This window comes from Kribbella sp. NPDC059898, from assembly GCF_042730855.1.
Classification (GTDB): Bacteria; Actinomycetota; Actinomycetes; order Propionibacteriales; family Kribbellaceae; genus Kribbella.
In genome coordinates this window covers 350,871-365,156 of sequence record NZ_JBHWKR010000004.1, presented here as the reverse complement: position 1 = coordinate 365,156, position 14,286 = coordinate 350,871, and the positions used below count along the sequence as shown (strand labels likewise).

15 protein-coding genes are annotated in these 14,286 nt (G+C 68.0%); 8 read left to right on the top strand and 7 right to left on the bottom strand.

Features of this window, described 5'->3' with window-relative positions; translation table 11 throughout:
- Nucleotides 1-142: 142 nt before the first annotated feature.
- Nucleotides 143-310 carry a hypothetical protein gene (locus ACFV9C_RS15790; RefSeq protein ID WP_380194152.1) on the bottom strand — a complete coding sequence of 56 codons (168 nt, stop codon included), beginning with the start codon at nt 308-310 and terminating at the stop codon, nt 143-145.
- 66 nt (nt 311-376) lie between these two features.
- Between ACFV9C_RS15790 and ACFV9C_RS15785 the strand changes: the two genes are divergently transcribed.
- Nucleotides 377-850 (top strand): NUDIX domain-containing protein, encoded by a 474-nt coding sequence (locus ACFV9C_RS15785; protein ID WP_380194150.1) that lies wholly within the window; start codon nt 377-379, stop codon nt 848-850.
- A gap of 311 nt (nt 851-1,161) precedes the next feature.
- On the opposite strand, the gene ACFV9C_RS15780 is transcribed toward ACFV9C_RS15785, so the two are convergent.
- The 3 genes from ACFV9C_RS15780 to ACFV9C_RS15770 form a co-directional block, all read right to left on the bottom strand.
- The gene (locus tag ACFV9C_RS15780) at nt 1,162-1,449 is read right to left on the bottom strand and encodes a WhiB family transcriptional regulator (protein ID WP_130383944.1); all 288 of its coding nucleotides are present in this window, start codon (nt 1,447-1,449) and stop codon (nt 1,162-1,164) included.
- Between the two features lie 151 nt (nt 1,450-1,600).
- On the bottom strand, nt 1,601-1,798 hold the full coding sequence (locus tag ACFV9C_RS15775; RefSeq protein ID WP_344193297.1) for a hypothetical protein: 198 nt from the start codon (nt 1,796-1,798) through the stop codon (nt 1,601-1,603).
- A 335-nt stretch (nt 1,799-2,133) separates the two neighbouring features.
- Nucleotides 2,134-4,251, bottom strand: a complete 2,118-nt coding sequence (locus tag ACFV9C_RS15770; protein WP_380194147.1) for an ATP-dependent DNA helicase UvrD2 — start codon at nt 4,249-4,251, stop codon at nt 2,134-2,136.
- 91 nt (nt 4,252-4,342) lie between these two features.
- Here ACFV9C_RS15770 and ACFV9C_RS15765 point away from each other — a divergent pair, with 91 nt between their 5' ends.
- Together ACFV9C_RS15765 and ACFV9C_RS15760 are read left to right on the top strand one after the other, a co-directional pair.
- Nucleotides 4,343-4,582, top strand: a complete 240-nt coding sequence (locus tag ACFV9C_RS15765; protein WP_380194146.1) for a mycoredoxin — start codon at nt 4,343-4,345, stop codon at nt 4,580-4,582.
- Nucleotides 4,583-4,672: 90 nt separating this feature from the next.
- Nucleotides 4,673-7,030: a hypothetical protein gene (locus tag ACFV9C_RS15760; protein ID WP_380194144.1), complete on the top strand. Its 2,358-nt coding sequence runs from the start codon at nt 4,673-4,675 to the stop codon at nt 7,028-7,030.
- Here ACFV9C_RS15760 and nudC read toward each other — a convergent pair whose 3' ends face one another.
- Entirely contained in the window at nt 7,031-7,945 is a 915-nt protein-coding gene (gene nudC / locus ACFV9C_RS15755) for an NAD(+) diphosphatase (RefSeq protein ID WP_380194143.1), read from the bottom strand.
- A 39-nt stretch (nt 7,946-7,984) separates the two neighbouring features.
- On the opposite strand from nudC, the gene deoD reads away from it, so the two are divergent.
- Both deoD and ACFV9C_RS15745 read left to right on the top strand, forming a co-directional pair.
- On the top strand, nt 7,985-8,698 hold the full coding sequence (gene deoD, locus ACFV9C_RS15750; RefSeq protein ID WP_380194141.1) for a purine-nucleoside phosphorylase: 714 nt from the start codon (nt 7,985-7,987) through the stop codon (nt 8,696-8,698).
- A 182-nt stretch (nt 8,699-8,880) separates the two neighbouring features.
- Nucleotides 8,881-9,258 carry a hypothetical protein gene (locus ACFV9C_RS15745; protein WP_380194140.1) on the top strand — a complete coding sequence of 126 codons (378 nt, stop codon included), beginning with the start codon at nt 8,881-8,883 and terminating at the stop codon, nt 9,256-9,258.
- 3 nt (nt 9,259-9,261) lie between these two features.
- On the opposite strand, the gene ACFV9C_RS15740 is transcribed toward ACFV9C_RS15745, so the two are convergent.
- On the bottom strand, nt 9,262-9,888 hold the full coding sequence (locus ACFV9C_RS15740; protein WP_380194138.1) for a TetR/AcrR family transcriptional regulator: 627 nt from the start codon (nt 9,886-9,888) through the stop codon (nt 9,262-9,264).
- A gap of 162 nt (nt 9,889-10,050) precedes the next feature.
- Between ACFV9C_RS15740 and ACFV9C_RS15735 the strand changes: the two genes are divergently transcribed.
- The 3 genes from ACFV9C_RS15735 to ACFV9C_RS15725 are packed head-to-tail and all read left to right on the top strand — an operon-like array spanning nt 10,051 to nt 13,546.
- The gene (locus tag ACFV9C_RS15735; RefSeq protein WP_325037992.1) at nt 10,051-10,857 is read left to right on the top strand and encodes an SDR family oxidoreductase; all 807 of its coding nucleotides are present in this window, start codon (nt 10,051-10,053) and stop codon (nt 10,855-10,857) included.
- On the top strand, nt 10,857-11,981 hold the full coding sequence (locus ACFV9C_RS15730; RefSeq protein WP_380194136.1) for a DUF5938 domain-containing protein: 1,125 nt from the start codon (nt 10,857-10,859) through the stop codon (nt 11,979-11,981). Before ACFV9C_RS15735 ends, ACFV9C_RS15730 begins: the two co-directional genes overlap by 1 nt.
- Nucleotides 11,981-13,546 carry a long-chain fatty acid--CoA ligase gene (locus ACFV9C_RS15725; RefSeq protein ID WP_380194134.1) on the top strand — a complete coding sequence of 522 codons (1,566 nt, stop codon included), beginning with the start codon at nt 11,981-11,983 and terminating at the stop codon, nt 13,544-13,546. The genes ACFV9C_RS15730 and ACFV9C_RS15725 overlap by 1 nt, the downstream gene beginning before the upstream one ends.
- On the opposite strand, the gene ACFV9C_RS15720 is transcribed toward ACFV9C_RS15725, so the two are convergent.
- Nucleotides 13,532-14,203: a GPP34 family phosphoprotein gene (locus ACFV9C_RS15720; protein WP_380194133.1), complete on the bottom strand. Its 672-nt coding sequence runs from the start codon at nt 14,201-14,203 to the stop codon at nt 13,532-13,534. The genes ACFV9C_RS15725 and ACFV9C_RS15720 overlap by 15 nt on opposite strands.
- Between the last annotated feature and the right edge of the window lie 83 nt (nt 14,204-14,286).

Below are 14,286 nucleotides of genomic sequence, written 5' to 3'. Positions count from 1 at the left end.
TCCGGGTCCTTTCGAGAAGTTCCTTCACTCAGCGCGTCGATCGGAGCGACCCGACATCGACATGCCGTCGAAAGGAACTTCTGTCCAGGAAGTGCAGACCGTGATGACACTCCCCGAGGTTGTTTCACCCGACCAATGCTGATCACCAGTAGACGGTGTCGAGCTTTCCCTCGATGTTGCGGACGTTCTCGCGGGCGCAGCGGTCGCAGTACACGAGCTTGCGGCCGTCCTCGAACGAGGTCGCCCAGGTCAGCGGCGCCTCCTCCGACTCCGCCTGAACACCACACAACGCACAGGTAGCACTTGCCATGCCACTAGTCTGCACCGTGTGCGATGGACGGTTCACGGCGAGGGTGAAGTCTGGGGAAACCAGTGGATGAGCGTACGACGGCTGGACGTCGAGCAGCCCGACGGTGAGCGGTACGACTACCACGCCGTACGGATGCAGGACATCGCCGCGGCGGTTGTCACGCGCGACGACCACGTGCTGCTGATGTGGCGGCACCGGTTCCTGACCGACACCTGGGCGTGGGAGATCCCGATGGGGATCATCGAGGCCGGGGAGGACCCGGAGACCGCGGCCGGGCGCGAACTGCTGGAGGAGACCGGCTGGCGGGCCGACGGGCTGACCGAGCTGATCCGGTCGGAGCCGGCCGCCGGGATCATGGACTCGCGGCATTTCGTCTTCCGGGCGACGAGCGCGACGTACGTCGGTGAGCCGACCGAGCGGAACGAGTCCGACCGGATCGAGTGGATCCCGGTCGCGGACCTCGCCGGGATGATCGCCCGGCACGAGATCGTCAGCGGGATCACGCTGATCGGACTGCTCCAGCTGCGGCTGGACAGCTGAGGGGCGGCACCCCCTTTGGGTGCCGCCCCTCAGTGCTGGTCAGGCGATGGTTCTGTGGATCAGACGAGGCGGGCGAGTGCGAGGCGCGCGCGTGCGCTGGCCCTCTCAGCTCGCCGGCCTGCCCGCTCGGCCTGCTTCTGCGCCCGCTCAACTTTCTGGGCGAGGCGGAAGCGCCGGTTCTGCTCTGCGTCCTTCAGTGAAGTACGACAATGAGCACGGGCGAGATCTTCATGAAGTAAATGCATTTCGGTGCTCCTGGTGAAAGTCTGGGTAGTCATCGTTCGGACTCGTTTTCGTAGGGGTTGTCGTCGTCAGGCAGCGGTAACGGTGTCGCTCTTGCGGGGACGCCCACGGGGCCGCTTGCGCGGAACCACCACACCCTGGACGAACAGCTGGCCACCCCACACACCCCACGGCTCGGAACGCTCGAGCGCTCCGGCCAGGCACTCGGCCTGCAGCGGGCAGGTCGTGCAGAGTGACTTCGCGTACTCGACGTCCGCCGGCGATTCGGCGAAGAAGAGTTCTGGCGCGTAGGACCGACAGGGCAGGTCCTGCGACGTTGCCACCTCGGTGAAGACATCGAGGAAGCTCACGCTCATTCCGGTCACCTCCCAGTGACTGTTTGATGCTGATCTCTTGTCGTCCTCGACGGCTACCGGTTGGTAGCCGCCAAAACTGTGCTGACAAACAAAAGGGCCGCGGGACCCTTGGGTGGGTTCCGCGGCCTGGAGGTGCCGGCTCTGACGCTTGTCAGACCGGTGGACTCCATGCTCGAGAACCCGAACCGCCGTACTTCACATCGCCGACAGCTCCGCCCTTGAACTGGGCAGCGCCGGAAGCCATGAGCACAACGGTCGCGACGTGCAGGCGCGGCGAGGCACCCGGGATCTGGGCGCACGGCAGCGCGGCAGCGTCGCTGAACGGCTTCTTGACCGTGTTGGTAATCATTTCCAGGGCACCTCCTCTCGTTGTGGCGAAGCGGGCGGTTGGCTCGATCGCTATGGTGGTTTGAAGTTTTCGGCCAGGCTTCGACCGCAGAAAGAACAGTACGCCGTCCCCATCGGAGCCCGCAAACTATTTAACGCCAGTTCGCGAAGTTGGCCGGAAGTTGCCGCCGCGGCGGCCGGATCTGGCTGTTGCGACCGGTTCGCACCGCGGACCGCAACGTTTCCGGCACGCTCCGGGATCGTTGCCTGTGTCATCTAACTGCCACGTCTGCCAGCAGCAGAACACGGCCTGTCGTCCAGCATGCGCCGGGCTCTCTGTGCCTGGCAACAGATTTGTCAGCGGGTGCAGAGGTTGATGATCTGCTCGCCGTACTTCGAGATCTTGGTGTGCCCGATGCCTGGGATCTGCCGGAGCGCCTGGGCGTCGGCGGGCCGGGTCTCGGCGATCGCGGTGAGCGTGGCGTCGGTGAGGATCACGAACGCCGGCATCTTCTCGGACTCCGCCTGTCCGGTGCGCCACTCGATCAGCGCGTCGTACAGCTTCTGGTCCATCGCCGACGGGCAGTCCTCGCAGCGGCCGAGCTTGCGGGCGCCGGGCTCGAGCAGGCCCTTGCCGCACACCCGGCACTTCGGGATCGGCCGGTCGGAGCGCTGCGACCGCGCCGGGCGCTCCCAGCCGGCCGACGAGGGCGGCGTCCACTCGGTGCGCGCCGTACGGACGCCGATCGGGTCCAGGAACCGCGTCGGGCCGCGAGTACCCCGGCCGCCCGGCGAGCGGGAGGTCGACCAGCTGACGAACAGCTGCTGCTTCGCCCGCGTGACACCGACGTAGAACAGCCGCCGCTCCTCCTCCACCTGGGACGGAGTCTGGGCGTACGCGATCGGCAGCGTCCCCTCGTGCGCGCCGACGATGAAGACGCACTCCCACTCCAGGCCCTTCGCCGCGTGCAGCGTTGCCAGCGTGACGCCCTCCGCCAGCGGCGCGTGCTGGATCGTCGCCCGCCGGTCCAGCTCCGCCATCAGCTCGGGCAGCCGCGCCTCCGGGTGCGCCGCCGCGAAGTCGGACGTCATGGTCACGAGCGCGCTCAGCGACTCCCACCGGTCCCGCACCGCGCCGGTCCCGGCCGGCGGCTCGGCCGTCCACCCGGCGCCGCCCAGCACCCCGGTCACCGTGCTCAGCAGGTCGTCCCCGGCCCCGCCGGCCTTCACCTGCCCGCGCAGCAGTACGGCGGCCTGCCGGATCTCGGCCCGCTCGAAGAACCGCTCCGCGCCCTTCAGCACGGTCGGGATCTTCCGCTCGGCCAGCGCCTGCTCGAAGTTCTCCGACTGCGCGTTGGTCCGGAACAGTACGGCGATGTCGCGCAGCGCCACACCCTCGTCGCGGAGCCGGGCGACGGCGCGCGCGACCGCGTCCGCCTCCGCGACCTCGTCGGAGTACTCCCGGTAGACCGGCACCGGGCCGGCGTCCTTCTGCGAGCGCAGCGTGACCCGCCCCGGCAGCCCGGTCGGGCCGGCCGCGTCGAGGATCTTGTTCGCCACGTCGACGATCTGCGGGGTCGACCGGTAGTCGCGGACCAGCTTGATCAGCGTCGCGGACGGATGCCGGGACGCGAACCGCACCAGGTTCTCCGGCTCGGCGCCCGCCCAGGAGTAGATGGTCTGGGCCGGGTCGCCGACCACGCACACGTCCTCGCGGCCACCCAGCCAGAGGTCGAGCAGCGACTGCTGCAGCGGCGAGACGTCCTGGTACTCGTCCACGACGAACGTCCGGTACTGCCGCCGGATCTCCGCCGCCACCCGCTCGTCCTCCGCGAGCAGCGCGACCGCGCAGAGCAGCACGTCCTCGAGGTCGATCCGCCCGCGCTCCATCTTGACGTCCTCGTACGCCGCGAACACCCGGGCGATCGTCGCCGGGTCGAACGCCGCGAGCGTCCGGCCCGACCGGGGCGCGACCTTCGCGTAGTCGTCCGGGCGGACGTTGCTCACCTTGGCCCACTCGACCTCACCGGCGAGGTCGCGCAGCGCCGGAGTGTCGACGCGGATCCGGCAGCGCGACGCGGCCTCGGTCAGCAGCGGGAACTTCCGGTCCGCGATCGGCGGCAGCTCCCCTCCGTACACCTTCGGCCAGAAGAACCGTGCCTGCCGCAGCGCCGCGGAGTGGAACGTACGAGCCTGGACGCCCTGGACGCCGAGCTGGGCGAGCCGCCCACGCATCTCCCCCGCTGCGCGCTGGGTGAACGTCACCGCGAGCACCCGGACCGGGTCGAACGTCCCGGTCCGCACGCCGTACGCGATCCGGTGGGTGATCGCCCGGGTCTTCCCGGTGCCCGCGCCGGCCATCACCACGACCGGCCCGTGCAGGGCGGTCGCGACCGCCCGCTGCTCCGGATCGAGCGCCTCCAAGAGGTCGTCGGCGGAGACCGGTCGTGTGAAGTCGCTCACGGACTGAGACATGCGGGAACAGCACCACCTGGACCATGGTTCGAATACGTCGAGGGCAACCCTAGACGGGTCGTCCGACAGAAACCTCAGAAGGAGTCCGCCGATGTCCGCTTTCACGATGTACTCGACGCCGTGGTGTGGCTACTGCCACCGCCTGAAGGGCCAGCTGAACCGGGCCGGCATCGAGTTCACCGAGGTCGACATCGAGCAGGTCCCGGGGGCCGCGGAGCTCGTCGAGAAGATCAACAACGGCAACCAGACGGTGCCCACCGTGGTCTTCCCGGACGGCACCGCGATGACGAACCCGTCGCTCGCCCAGGTTGCGGAGAAGCTCGCCGCGTAATTACGGCCTGAGGCCATAATTCCTGGGTTATGGACTTTACGGCCATGACCGTTATACCTTGCGATGAACCACGTCGCAGGGAGTCCGCCCATGTTCTCGCGCCGACAACTCCGCCATGCCCTAGTTACTTCCGCCGCCGTGCTCGGCCTGCTGGCCCTGGGTGGGCTGCGCGCCACGGCGGCCCCGCCGGGTGATGTGCCGCATCCCTTCCCTTCGGAGAACTGGCCGCTCGGCCCGGCGGTCAAACCGTTCGCGCCGTCCACCGACGTCGTCAAGGACCTCGGCTCCCCGGTCAGCTCGCTGACGATCATGGAGGGCGCCGTCGGGCGTACACCGGACGGCCGCGACGTCGTGTACGCCGTACCCGCCGGTGAGAACGCCCGGCTGAACGTCGTCGACCTGCATTCGCGCGAACTGCTGCGCACCGTCCCGCTGCCGGGAGCCGCCGGCGGCTGGGCGATCGTCGTGGTGCCGAACGGCGACGTGTACCTCGGTACGTACGCCAACGCGCACCTCTACCGCTACAGCCCGGTCACCGGCGAGGTGACCGACCTGGGACAGCCCATCCCGGACCAGTCCCAGATCTACGGTCTCACCGCCGACCCCGAGGGCAACGTGTACGCCGGGACGTACCCCAACGCCCACGCGTTCAAGTACGACCCGAGCACCGGTGAGGTCACGGACTACGGCTCGCTGGACCCGGTGCAGCAGTACGCGCGGTCCACCGTCTACGACCCCGACCACAACAAGCTGTTCGTCGGAGTCTCCACGCCGAACGCCCGGCTGCTCCGGATCGACGTCGCCACCAAGGCCGTCGAGGACATCACTCCGCCGGGTACGACGGCCAAGGACTTCATCGACCTGGACTACGCGGGCGGGAAGGTGTTCGCGAACGCCAGCAGTCGCCTGGTTGTGGTGGACGCGGTCACCGGTGAGCAGGTCAAGTACACCGACGCAACCACGGGCCAACAGGTGATGGATTACCCGATCGCCGCCCGTGGTGTGTCCGCGGCCGGCCCGGGTGGCGTCTACTTCACCGACAACACCCTCAAGCTCACGCACTACGACCTGGACACCAACACGGTCGGCCCGGTGACGCCGGCTCGCACGCTGACCCGTGGAGCATCTATCGGGTACGGCTGGGTCACAGAGAACGGCGTACCCGTCCTGTACGGCCTGGCGGGGAACTACTCCGGCGGAACGTTCCGCTACAACCCCGCGGACGGAACACTCGCGCAGTGGAGCTCCCCGTTCCAGTACGTACCGTCGCCGCTCATGCACGAGCTGGCCGACCCCAGCACGGGCAAGGTCTTCGTCAACGTCTATCTGAACGGCTCTACCGCGATCTACGACCCAGCCACGGGCAAGTCCACCGTGACGACCCGCCAGGGCCAGGTGGAGGGCTGGGCGTGGGACGGCCACGGCAAGATGTACGTCGGTATCTACCCGTACGGCAGGCTCTCGCTCTGGGATCCGACGCAGCCGGACAGCGCCACGAACCCGAAGGAACTGTTCAGCCTCGTCGACAGCGACCACCAGAACCGCCCTGTCTCCGTAGTACCCGACGGCGACCACGTGTACGTCGGCACCACACCGGCGTACGGCGAGTACGGCGGCGCCCTGACCGTGTACGACGTACCGACCGGAGCCCACACGGTCTACCGGAACCTCGTGACCGATCAGACGATCGCGTCGATCGTGCCGGACGGGAACGACGTCTGGCTCGGCTCCAGCATCGAGGGCGGCCAGGGCACCGACCCGAAGGCCACCGAGGCGCACCTGGTCAAGGTGGATCCGGCTACGGGTCAGGTACTGACCGACGTCGTACCGGTGCCAGGCGCTGCCAGCATCAACGAGCTCATCGACGGGCCGGACGGCAACGTGTGGGGCCTGGCTGACGGCATCGTGTTCGCTGTCGACCCTGCCACGGGTGCAGTGCAGCGCCTGCTGCCTGTGTTCAGCGGAGCGACCGGTTCACAGGACGGCGCGCTCTCTTGGCGCGACGGGTACCTGTACGGCGTGACAGGTGGGCGGCTGTTCGTTCTGGACATCCTGAGCGGCCACTCGACGATCCTGCGCGACCACGGTCTCAACCGGCTCGCCCAGACGCCGGACGGCACCTACTACACGCTGCTGCGTCCGGACGGTTACATCAACCCGACCAACCTGGCGTCGTACACCCCGCCCGTGGACCCGTGTCCGCAGTCCGACGTACGGCCGACGGTGTGGACCGGCAACATCGACAGCCACGTGCAGAACCGCTTCCTGACATACGGCTGCACGCTGACCGACGTACTGCCCAGTGCGAAGGCCAACTGGCCCAGCCACAGCGCTTACGTCGCTGCCGTCGGCGTCAAGGTCCGTCAGCTCGAGAAGGACGGCTCGATCGAGCACTGGGAGGGCGTCCTGATCCTGGTCGCCGCGGCCAGGTCGAACGTCGGGAAGTAGTCAGCCGAGGCTCTCGCCGTACCAGCCTTCGATCAGGCGGCGGGAGATCGAGATGGCGCCCGGGAGGCGCATCGTGCCGGATTCGATCAGCGCACGAAGGTCCTCCCGGGTGAACCATCGGGCGTCCGAGATCTCGTCGCCGTCCACCTCGATGTCGAAGTTCGTCGCCTTCGCGTAGAACCCGAGCATCAGGCTGGCAGGCAACGGCCACGGCTGGCTGCCGGCGTACGCGACCTCCGACCCCACGATCACACCGCTCTCCTCGAGCACCTCACGGCGTACGGCGCCCTCCAGCGACTCCCCTGGCTCCACGAAGCCGGCCAGGGTGGAGTACTGCCCCTCCGGCCACTTCTCGTTGCGGCCGAGCAGGGCACGGTCCTGGTCGTCGGTGACCAGCACGATGATCGCGGGGTCCGTGCGCGGGAAGTGCGATGCACCGCAGTTCGGGCAGTGCCGGACGTGGCCGGCCTCCGCCACCTCGGTGTGCTCGCCGCAGTTGGCGCAGTGCGTGTTCACGGCGTGCCAGTTGGCCAGTCCGATCACATGCACCGCGGCCCCGGCCTCCCGGTCGTCCAGGACGCCGCCGACCTCACGCAGACCGGCGTACGACTCGTCTGGCTCGTCCTTGACCAGTACGGCGAACACGGCCCGGCCGTCTGCCGTCATACCGGCACCCGAGACCCGGTCGATGCCCAAGAAGACGCGTAGGCCTTCGGGTGCCTCAGACGGCTGTACGAAGCGCAGGGCGGTCCGGTCGTCGGTCACCTGGATCTTGTCGCCGGCCACCGCGACCACCTGGGTGTCAGCGGCGCCCCACGCCTTCTCCAGCCAGTCGTTGTCCCGCCTGCGGTCGGCGGCACGGTCCAGAACGGACCGGGACAGAGTCAGCGAACCAGGTGCGATGGAGTAGGCCACGTCGCACAACCTACCCCGGGCGCGTGAGAGCATCCCGGCATGAGTATTCACATCGCCGCCGAGAAGGGGCAGATCGCACCGCGAGTGCTGTTCCCGGGGGACCCGCTGCGGGCCAAGTGGATCGCCGAGACCTACCTGTCGGACGTGATCTGCTACACCGAGATCCGGAACATGTTCGGGTTCACCGGCACCTACAAGGGTGAGCGCATCTCCGTCCAGGGCTCCGGCATGGGCCAGCCGTCCGCGTCCATCTACGCGCACGAGCTGTTCGAGTCCTACGACGTACAGACCCTGATCCGGGTCGGTACCTGCGGCGCGCTCACCGAGTCGGTCCGGGTCCGCGACGTGATCGTGGCGATGTCCGCGAGCACCGACTCGCAGATGAACCGGCTGCGCTTCCACGGCATCGACTACGCGCCGACCGCCGACTACCAGCTGCTCCGCGCGGCCGTCGACGCGGCCGAGGCGGCCGGGCTGAACGTACACGTCGGCCAGGTGTTCTCCGGCGACCTGTTCTACAACGACCGCCCGGACCTGGTCTCGCGGACCGCGGAGTACGGCGTTCTCGGCATCGAGATGGAGGCCTCCGCGCTGTACACCCTCGCCGCGAAGTTCGGCCGCCGCGCGCTCGGCATCATGACTGTGTCGGATCACCTGATCACGCACGAGGTGACGTCCGCTGAAGAGCGCCAGACGACGTTCTCCGAGATGATCACGATCGCGCTCGACGCGGCGATCGAGGTGCCGGTCTGAACCGCCGGCTCGTCGCAGCACTCGCCTGCGCGCTGCTCGCCGGCACCACGGCTTGCTCGGGCGGCAAGCCCGAGTCGGGGAGCAGCCCGAGCACCTCCAGCACACCGTCAGCTCAAGCCAGTAGCGGCAGCACACCCTCCGGACCGGAGGAGAAGCTGCCGGACCTGACGCCCGCACAGGTCGTGGCCGCGTTCACTGGCCGGCAGTACCAGTGCAGCACCGACGAGGCGTACCAGACCTGCACCAAGGGCACCACCTCTGCACAGGTGCTGATCGGTACCCAGCCGCGCCCGGCAGTGTTCTCGTTGCAGGCGACCGGCGCCGCAGCAGAGGCGGCTGCCGCGCTGACCGAGTTCGCACCGGAGGCGTTGGAGCTGGCGCACGTGAACCCACGCGGTCAGATCGTCGACTGGCTCAAACAGCAGTCCAGCAAGACAGCCGGCAAGACAACCGCCGGCAGCTGGACAGTCGAGTACTCCACCGAGTCCGGTAGCGAACAGCCGGGCGCCATCCTCACCCTCACCGACACCCTCTGCAAGGTCGACTGCGGAGCGGAGTGAGAACTACGTCGTGACGAGCTTGGGCAGGACCTGCATGATCCGGTCGCTGAGCAGGGCCGGGGTCTTGTCCGGGTTCGCCGCGTAGCCCACGACGGCCTGCTCGAACAGGCCGTCGACCAGAGCGTACGCCGTCGGCGCGTCGACGGACGGCACCGTCCCGGTGAGGTCGGCGTACCGGGACAGGATCCGCCAGATCATCGCCTCGAGCAGCTTGTCGATCTCCTCGACGTCCGGGCGGAGCTGGTCCTCGAACATGCTCTGCGCGCGCAGGTCGTACCAGAGCTTGTGCATCGGGGTCTCCTCGACCAGCGTCTGGGTCATCTTGCCCAGGAAGCCGGTCGCGAGCTCCGCCGCGGAGGTCGCGGTCTCGACGACCTCGTCGTACCGCCGGGCGCACTTGGTCTTGTAGTAGCGCACGCAGTAGCTGATCAGGTCGATCTTGTCGCGGAAGTAGTAGTGCACGACGCCGTGCGTGAACTCGGAGTTGTTCGCGATCTCGCGCAGGCTGGTGCGCGCGTACCCGAGCTCGCCGAGCGTCTTCAGCGCGGACTCCGCGAGCGCGACGCGGCGGCGCTCGATCTTGTCGATCCCGGAGACGCGGGCGGGCCGCTCCTCGGCCGTGGACGCCATCGCAATCACCTCACTCTCGGGTCGGTTGCGTCAGAGTACCCCGGCGCCGGACCGGGCGCGTCCCCTCGTGCGAATTTTCTTGACAACTGTCAAACAAAGTCTTGACGAGTGTCAAAAGGCTGAGCACAGTGTGAACAACCCGTGCGAGCAAAGGAGCTTCAGATGGGCGCACTCGATCTCACCGGCCGCAAGGCCCTGGTCACCGGCGGCGCGCAGGGCCTCGGCGAGGGCATGGCGCGCGCCCTCGCGGCGGCCGGCGCCAAGGTCGTGATCAGCGATATCCAGAAGGACGCCGGCGAAGCGGTCGCCGACGCCCTCGACCAGGAGTACGGCGGCGGCAACGGTTTCGTCGCGCACGACATCACCGACGACGGCGACTGGGAGAACGCGGTGGTCGCCGCCAACGACATCCTCGGCGGCCTCGACATCCTGGTGAACAACGCGGGGGTGGAGATCACCAGCCTGCTCACCGAGGTCACCGCGGACCAGATCCGCAAGATGCTCGAGGTGAATGTGCTCGGCACCACGCTCGGCATCAAGTGGGGCCTGCGGACGATGCGGCCCGAGGGGCTCGCCGGTCAGGGTGGCGCGATCATCAACGTCGCGTCGGTCGCGGCCACGATCGCGTTCCCGGGCATCGCGGTGTACTCCGCGACCAAGTCCGCCGTCGACCGGCTCACCCGGGTCGCGGCGATGGAGTCCGGCAAGCTCGGGTACGGCGTACGCGTCAACTGCATCTATCCGGGCCTGGTCCCGACCGCGATGGGCGCCGGGCTGGCCAACGACGTCGCGCAGCTCGGGCTGTTCGAGTCGCCGGACGCGGCGGTCGCCGCGGTCGTCGGGCTGACCCCGGCCGGCAGGCTCGGCGAGGTCTCGGACATGGCCGACGCGGTCGTCTTCCTGGCGTCGAACGAGGCGCGGTTCATCACCGGCATCGGTCTGCCGGTCGACGGCGGAATGGGGATGTGATGGCGACCAAGCCTGTTGTTGTCTACGGCGCCTCCGGCTACACCGGGCGCCTGGTGTGCGAGTACCTCAGGCACTATCACGTGCCGTTCGTCGCTGCTGGGCGCAGTGAGGACAAGCTCAAGGCGTCGATGGAGTCCAACGTCCCCGGCATCGAGACCGCGGACTACGAGATCGCTGCTGTCGACCATGACGTCGCGGCACTGACAGAACTGTTCAACGGCGCCTCCGTCGTGCTCAACACCGTCGGCCCGTTCAGTGAGCTCGGCCCTGCTGCCGTAGAAGCGGCCCTGGCGGCGGGCGCGCACTACACGGACACGTCCGGCGAGCAGGACTGGCTGATCACCTGTGACGAGAAGTACGGCGCACAGTTCGCCGCGGCTGGTCTGTTGCTGGCGCCTGGTGTTGCGCAGATGTACACGACTGGTGAAATCGCTGCTCAGCTGTGTCTTGAAGAGCCTGGGCTCGACACGCTCGACATCGCAGTGTTCTGGGGAGGCAGTCCGACGATTGCCTCGACCCGCACGATCCTGGTGAACGCTGCGACGTCCAAGGCGCACTACCTCGACCAGAACGCGTACGTCGAGTTCCCCGAGCAGGGTCTGGTGCCGTTGGTGGTTCCAGGGCAGCACGAGCTGGCGTTGTCACTGCCTTGGGGAGGTACTTCGCATCCCGTTTGGTTCAAGCGGGACCCACGGGTCGCCAACTGCAAGGCACAGGGTGGTGTGTTCAACGCTGCGCTCATGAACGGCGTACCGCAGATCGTCGCGGCCGCGCTGGAAGCCACGAAGGACATGGCGCCTGACGACCGCAACGCTGCTCTGACCGAGACGGCACGTCAGGTGATGAACCAGATGCCGCCTCGCGAGAACCCGCGCGTCAACAAGTCGCTGGACTCGGTCCATGCGTCAGGGCCGCTCGGGCGGGCGCACTGTGTCATCCACGGCAACAGCAACTACCAGCAGACCGGCCTGTTGCAGGCGTACGCGGCGTACTCGCTGCTGCAGACGCCACCGAAGCGGGTCGGCTTTGCCAGCGGTTGCCAGGCGTTCGGCCATCGCGAGCTGCTCGGCGTGCTGCGCAGCTTCGGGTTGGTGTCTGAGCCGCAGCTGACGGTACAACGCTGATGCGACTGGTCGAGTACCTGGACAAAGGCGCCTCGCTCGCGCCGGACGCCGCCTGTCTCACCACGGACGGCGAGACGCTGACGTACGCCGACGTAGAGGAGCTCTCGTACGTCATTGCGGGCGCGTTGGCGGCAACCGGCGTACAGCCCGGCGGGAAGGTCGCGATCCTGTCGGCGAACGACCCGGTGGCGTTCAGCTGCGTGTTCGGGATCAGCCGGGCCGGTGCGGTCTGGTGCCCGATCAACCCGCGCAACGAGGCTGCCGAGAACCGGGAGCTACTCGACCAGTTCGACTGCGAAGTACTGATCTACCAAGCGGCGTTCGCGCCCTTGGTGGACCACATACGGGACTCATTGCCGAAGGTGCACACCTTTGTGTGCCTGGACGGTGAGCCCTCCAGCTCCGGCCCAAACCCCCACCCCAGTGGCCGGAGCACTGTCGGCTGGGACGCGTTCTGCGGGGGCGCGTCCCAGCCGGCACCTGATCTGACCTCCCCCGACGACCTGGCGATGATCGTCGGCACCGGAGGTACGACGGGACGCCCGAAGGGAGTCATGCTCGGCAATTCCAACCTGGAGACCATGACCGCGCTGACGCTCATGGGGTACCCGTTCGGCACACGGCCGGTGTACCTGGCGCTGGCGCCGCTCACGCACGCGGCCGGCGTGCTGTGCTTCCCCGTGCTCGCGTGCGGCGGCGAGATCGTGATCATGCGCGCTCCCGACGTACATGCGTTCCTGGAGCTGATCCCGCGGCACGGGGTCACGCACACGTTCCTCCCGCCCACGCTGATCTACATGGTGCTCGCAGCGCCGGAGCTCAACTCCACAGAGCTCTCGTCGCTGCAGTGCTTCTGGTACGGCGCCGCGCCGATGTCGGTCGCCCGGCTCGAGGAGGCGCTGGAGCGGATCGGTCCGGTGATGGCGCAGCTGTTCGGGCAGACCGAGGCGCCGATGATGATCTCGATGCTGCCGCCGGCCGCGCACTTCGATGCCGCGGGCAACATCGCGCGGGACCGGCTGTCGTCCGCGGGGCGGCCGGCCCCGCTGGTCACGGTGGCGATCATGGGCGCGGACGGTGCGCTGCTGCCGCACGGTGAACGCGGCGAGATCGTCGTCCGCGGATCGCTGGTGATGAAGGGGTACTACCGCGACCCCGACGCCACGGCGGCCGCGTCAGCGTACGGCTGGCACCACACCGGCGACATCGGGTACCTGGACGACGACAACTACCTGTACATCGTCGACCGGGCGAAGGACATGATCATCACCGGCGGCTTCAACGTGTACTCCACCGAGGTCGAGCAGGCGCTGATGGCGCACGCCGCCGTCCAGGACTGCGCCGTGATCGGTCAGCCCGACGAGAAGTGGGGCGAGCGGGTCGTGGCCGTCGTACAGCTGCAGCCGGGCGCCTCGGTGGACGCTGCCGAGCTGATCGCGTTCGCGAAGGCACGCATCGGCAGCGTCAAGGCACCGAAGGAAGTGCTGGTCTGGCCCGACCTGCCACGCTCCAAGGTCGGCAAGGTGGTCAAGCCGGACATCAAGGCCCGCCTAGCTGCTGGCTGACGCTCCAGCGGTTACTGACACCACAATGGCTGCCGTTACGGCGGCCTGCATCTCGGCGACCGCCTTCTTGACCGCAGCCGCGGCCCAGTCGGAGTCGGCGATCTCCTTGGCACGCTGTTTGAGTGCACGGTTGTCCACCGCGTCGGTGATGACCTTCGGTACGACGTTGAGCGCGCTGAGCAGGGCAATGAGCGCCGCGGTGCGCTGGTCGGGCGCTAGGCCTTGCGTGAGCACGCTCTCCAGCTGAGCACGTACCTCCAGCTCGTGCCGCGCGTCCTTGGCCGGCCAGCGCGTCACGGGGAACAGCCCGAGCACCTTGCCCTGATCAGCCTCCAGCACGCCCCGCTGAGCGAGCCTGGCAAGCAGCTGGTCACGCAGGTGCTTGGAGAGCGGCTTGATCTGGTCTTTGGGCTTCTTGCCCGGTTTGTCGATCACGTACGACAAGCGCTCGTCCAGGATCGGGTCACCGGTCGGTGCGCCGTCCAGCACTCGCAACCGCCCGGCCTTGCCGTCCGTCGTGATGTCCAGTTTCTGCTGCAGCGTCAGCTCGATCAGCACAGCTCCGGCCAGCGAGAAGTCCAGCCCGGGCGCGCCGGTGATCGGCTTGCCGGTCTGGTCGTCGTACAGGAGCAGCAGCAGGTCCTCTGCGATCAACATGTCACCAACGTAGGCAGCGCGGGCAGTGTGACGCATCCGCCTCGCGGACTACTTGATGAATCCACCTCCGGGTCGAGTAAGGT

Bases quoted from the DNA above. Each gene is read 5' to 3' on its own strand.
- ACFV9C_RS15770 (WP_380194147.1), bottom strand. From the start codon at position 4,251: ATGTCTCAGTCCGTGAGCGACTTCACACGACCGGTCTCCGCCGACGAC.
- ACFV9C_RS15760 (WP_380194144.1), top strand. From the start codon at position 4,673: ATGTTCTCGCGCCGACAACTCCGCCATGCCCTAGTTACTTCCGCCGCC.
- ACFV9C_RS15765 (WP_380194146.1), top strand. From the start codon at position 4,343: ATGTCCGCTTTCACGATGTACTCGACGCCGTGGTGTGGCTACTGCCAC.
- ACFV9C_RS15735 (WP_325037992.1), top strand. From the start codon at position 10,051: ATGGGCGCACTCGATCTCACCGGCCGCAAGGCCCTGGTCACCGGCGGC.
- ACFV9C_RS15730 (WP_380194136.1), top strand. From the start codon at position 10,857: ATGGCGACCAAGCCTGTTGTTGTCTACGGCGCCTCCGGCTACACCGGG.
- deoD (WP_380194141.1), top strand. From the start codon at position 7,985: ATGAGTATTCACATCGCCGCCGAGAAGGGGCAGATCGCACCGCGAGTG.
- ACFV9C_RS15740 (WP_380194138.1), bottom strand. From the start codon at position 9,888: ATGGCGTCCACGGCCGAGGAGCGGCCCGCCCGCGTCTCCGGGATCGAC.
- ACFV9C_RS15720 (WP_380194133.1), bottom strand. From the start codon at position 14,203: ATGTTGATCGCAGAGGACCTGCTGCTGCTCCTGTACGACGACCAGACC.
- ACFV9C_RS15780 (WP_130383944.1), bottom strand. From the start codon at position 1,449: ATGAGCGTGAGCTTCCTCGATGTCTTCACCGAGGTGGCAACGTCGCAG.
- ACFV9C_RS15725 (WP_380194134.1), top strand. From the start codon at position 11,981: ATGCGACTGGTCGAGTACCTGGACAAAGGCGCCTCGCTCGCGCCGGAC.
- ACFV9C_RS15790 (WP_380194152.1), bottom strand. From the start codon at position 310: ATGGCAAGTGCTACCTGTGCGTTGTGTGGTGTTCAGGCGGAGTCGGAG.
- ACFV9C_RS15785 (WP_380194150.1), top strand. From the start codon at position 377: ATGAGCGTACGACGGCTGGACGTCGAGCAGCCCGACGGTGAGCGGTAC.
- ACFV9C_RS15775 (WP_344193297.1), bottom strand. From the start codon at position 1,798: ATGATTACCAACACGGTCAAGAAGCCGTTCAGCGACGCTGCCGCGCTG.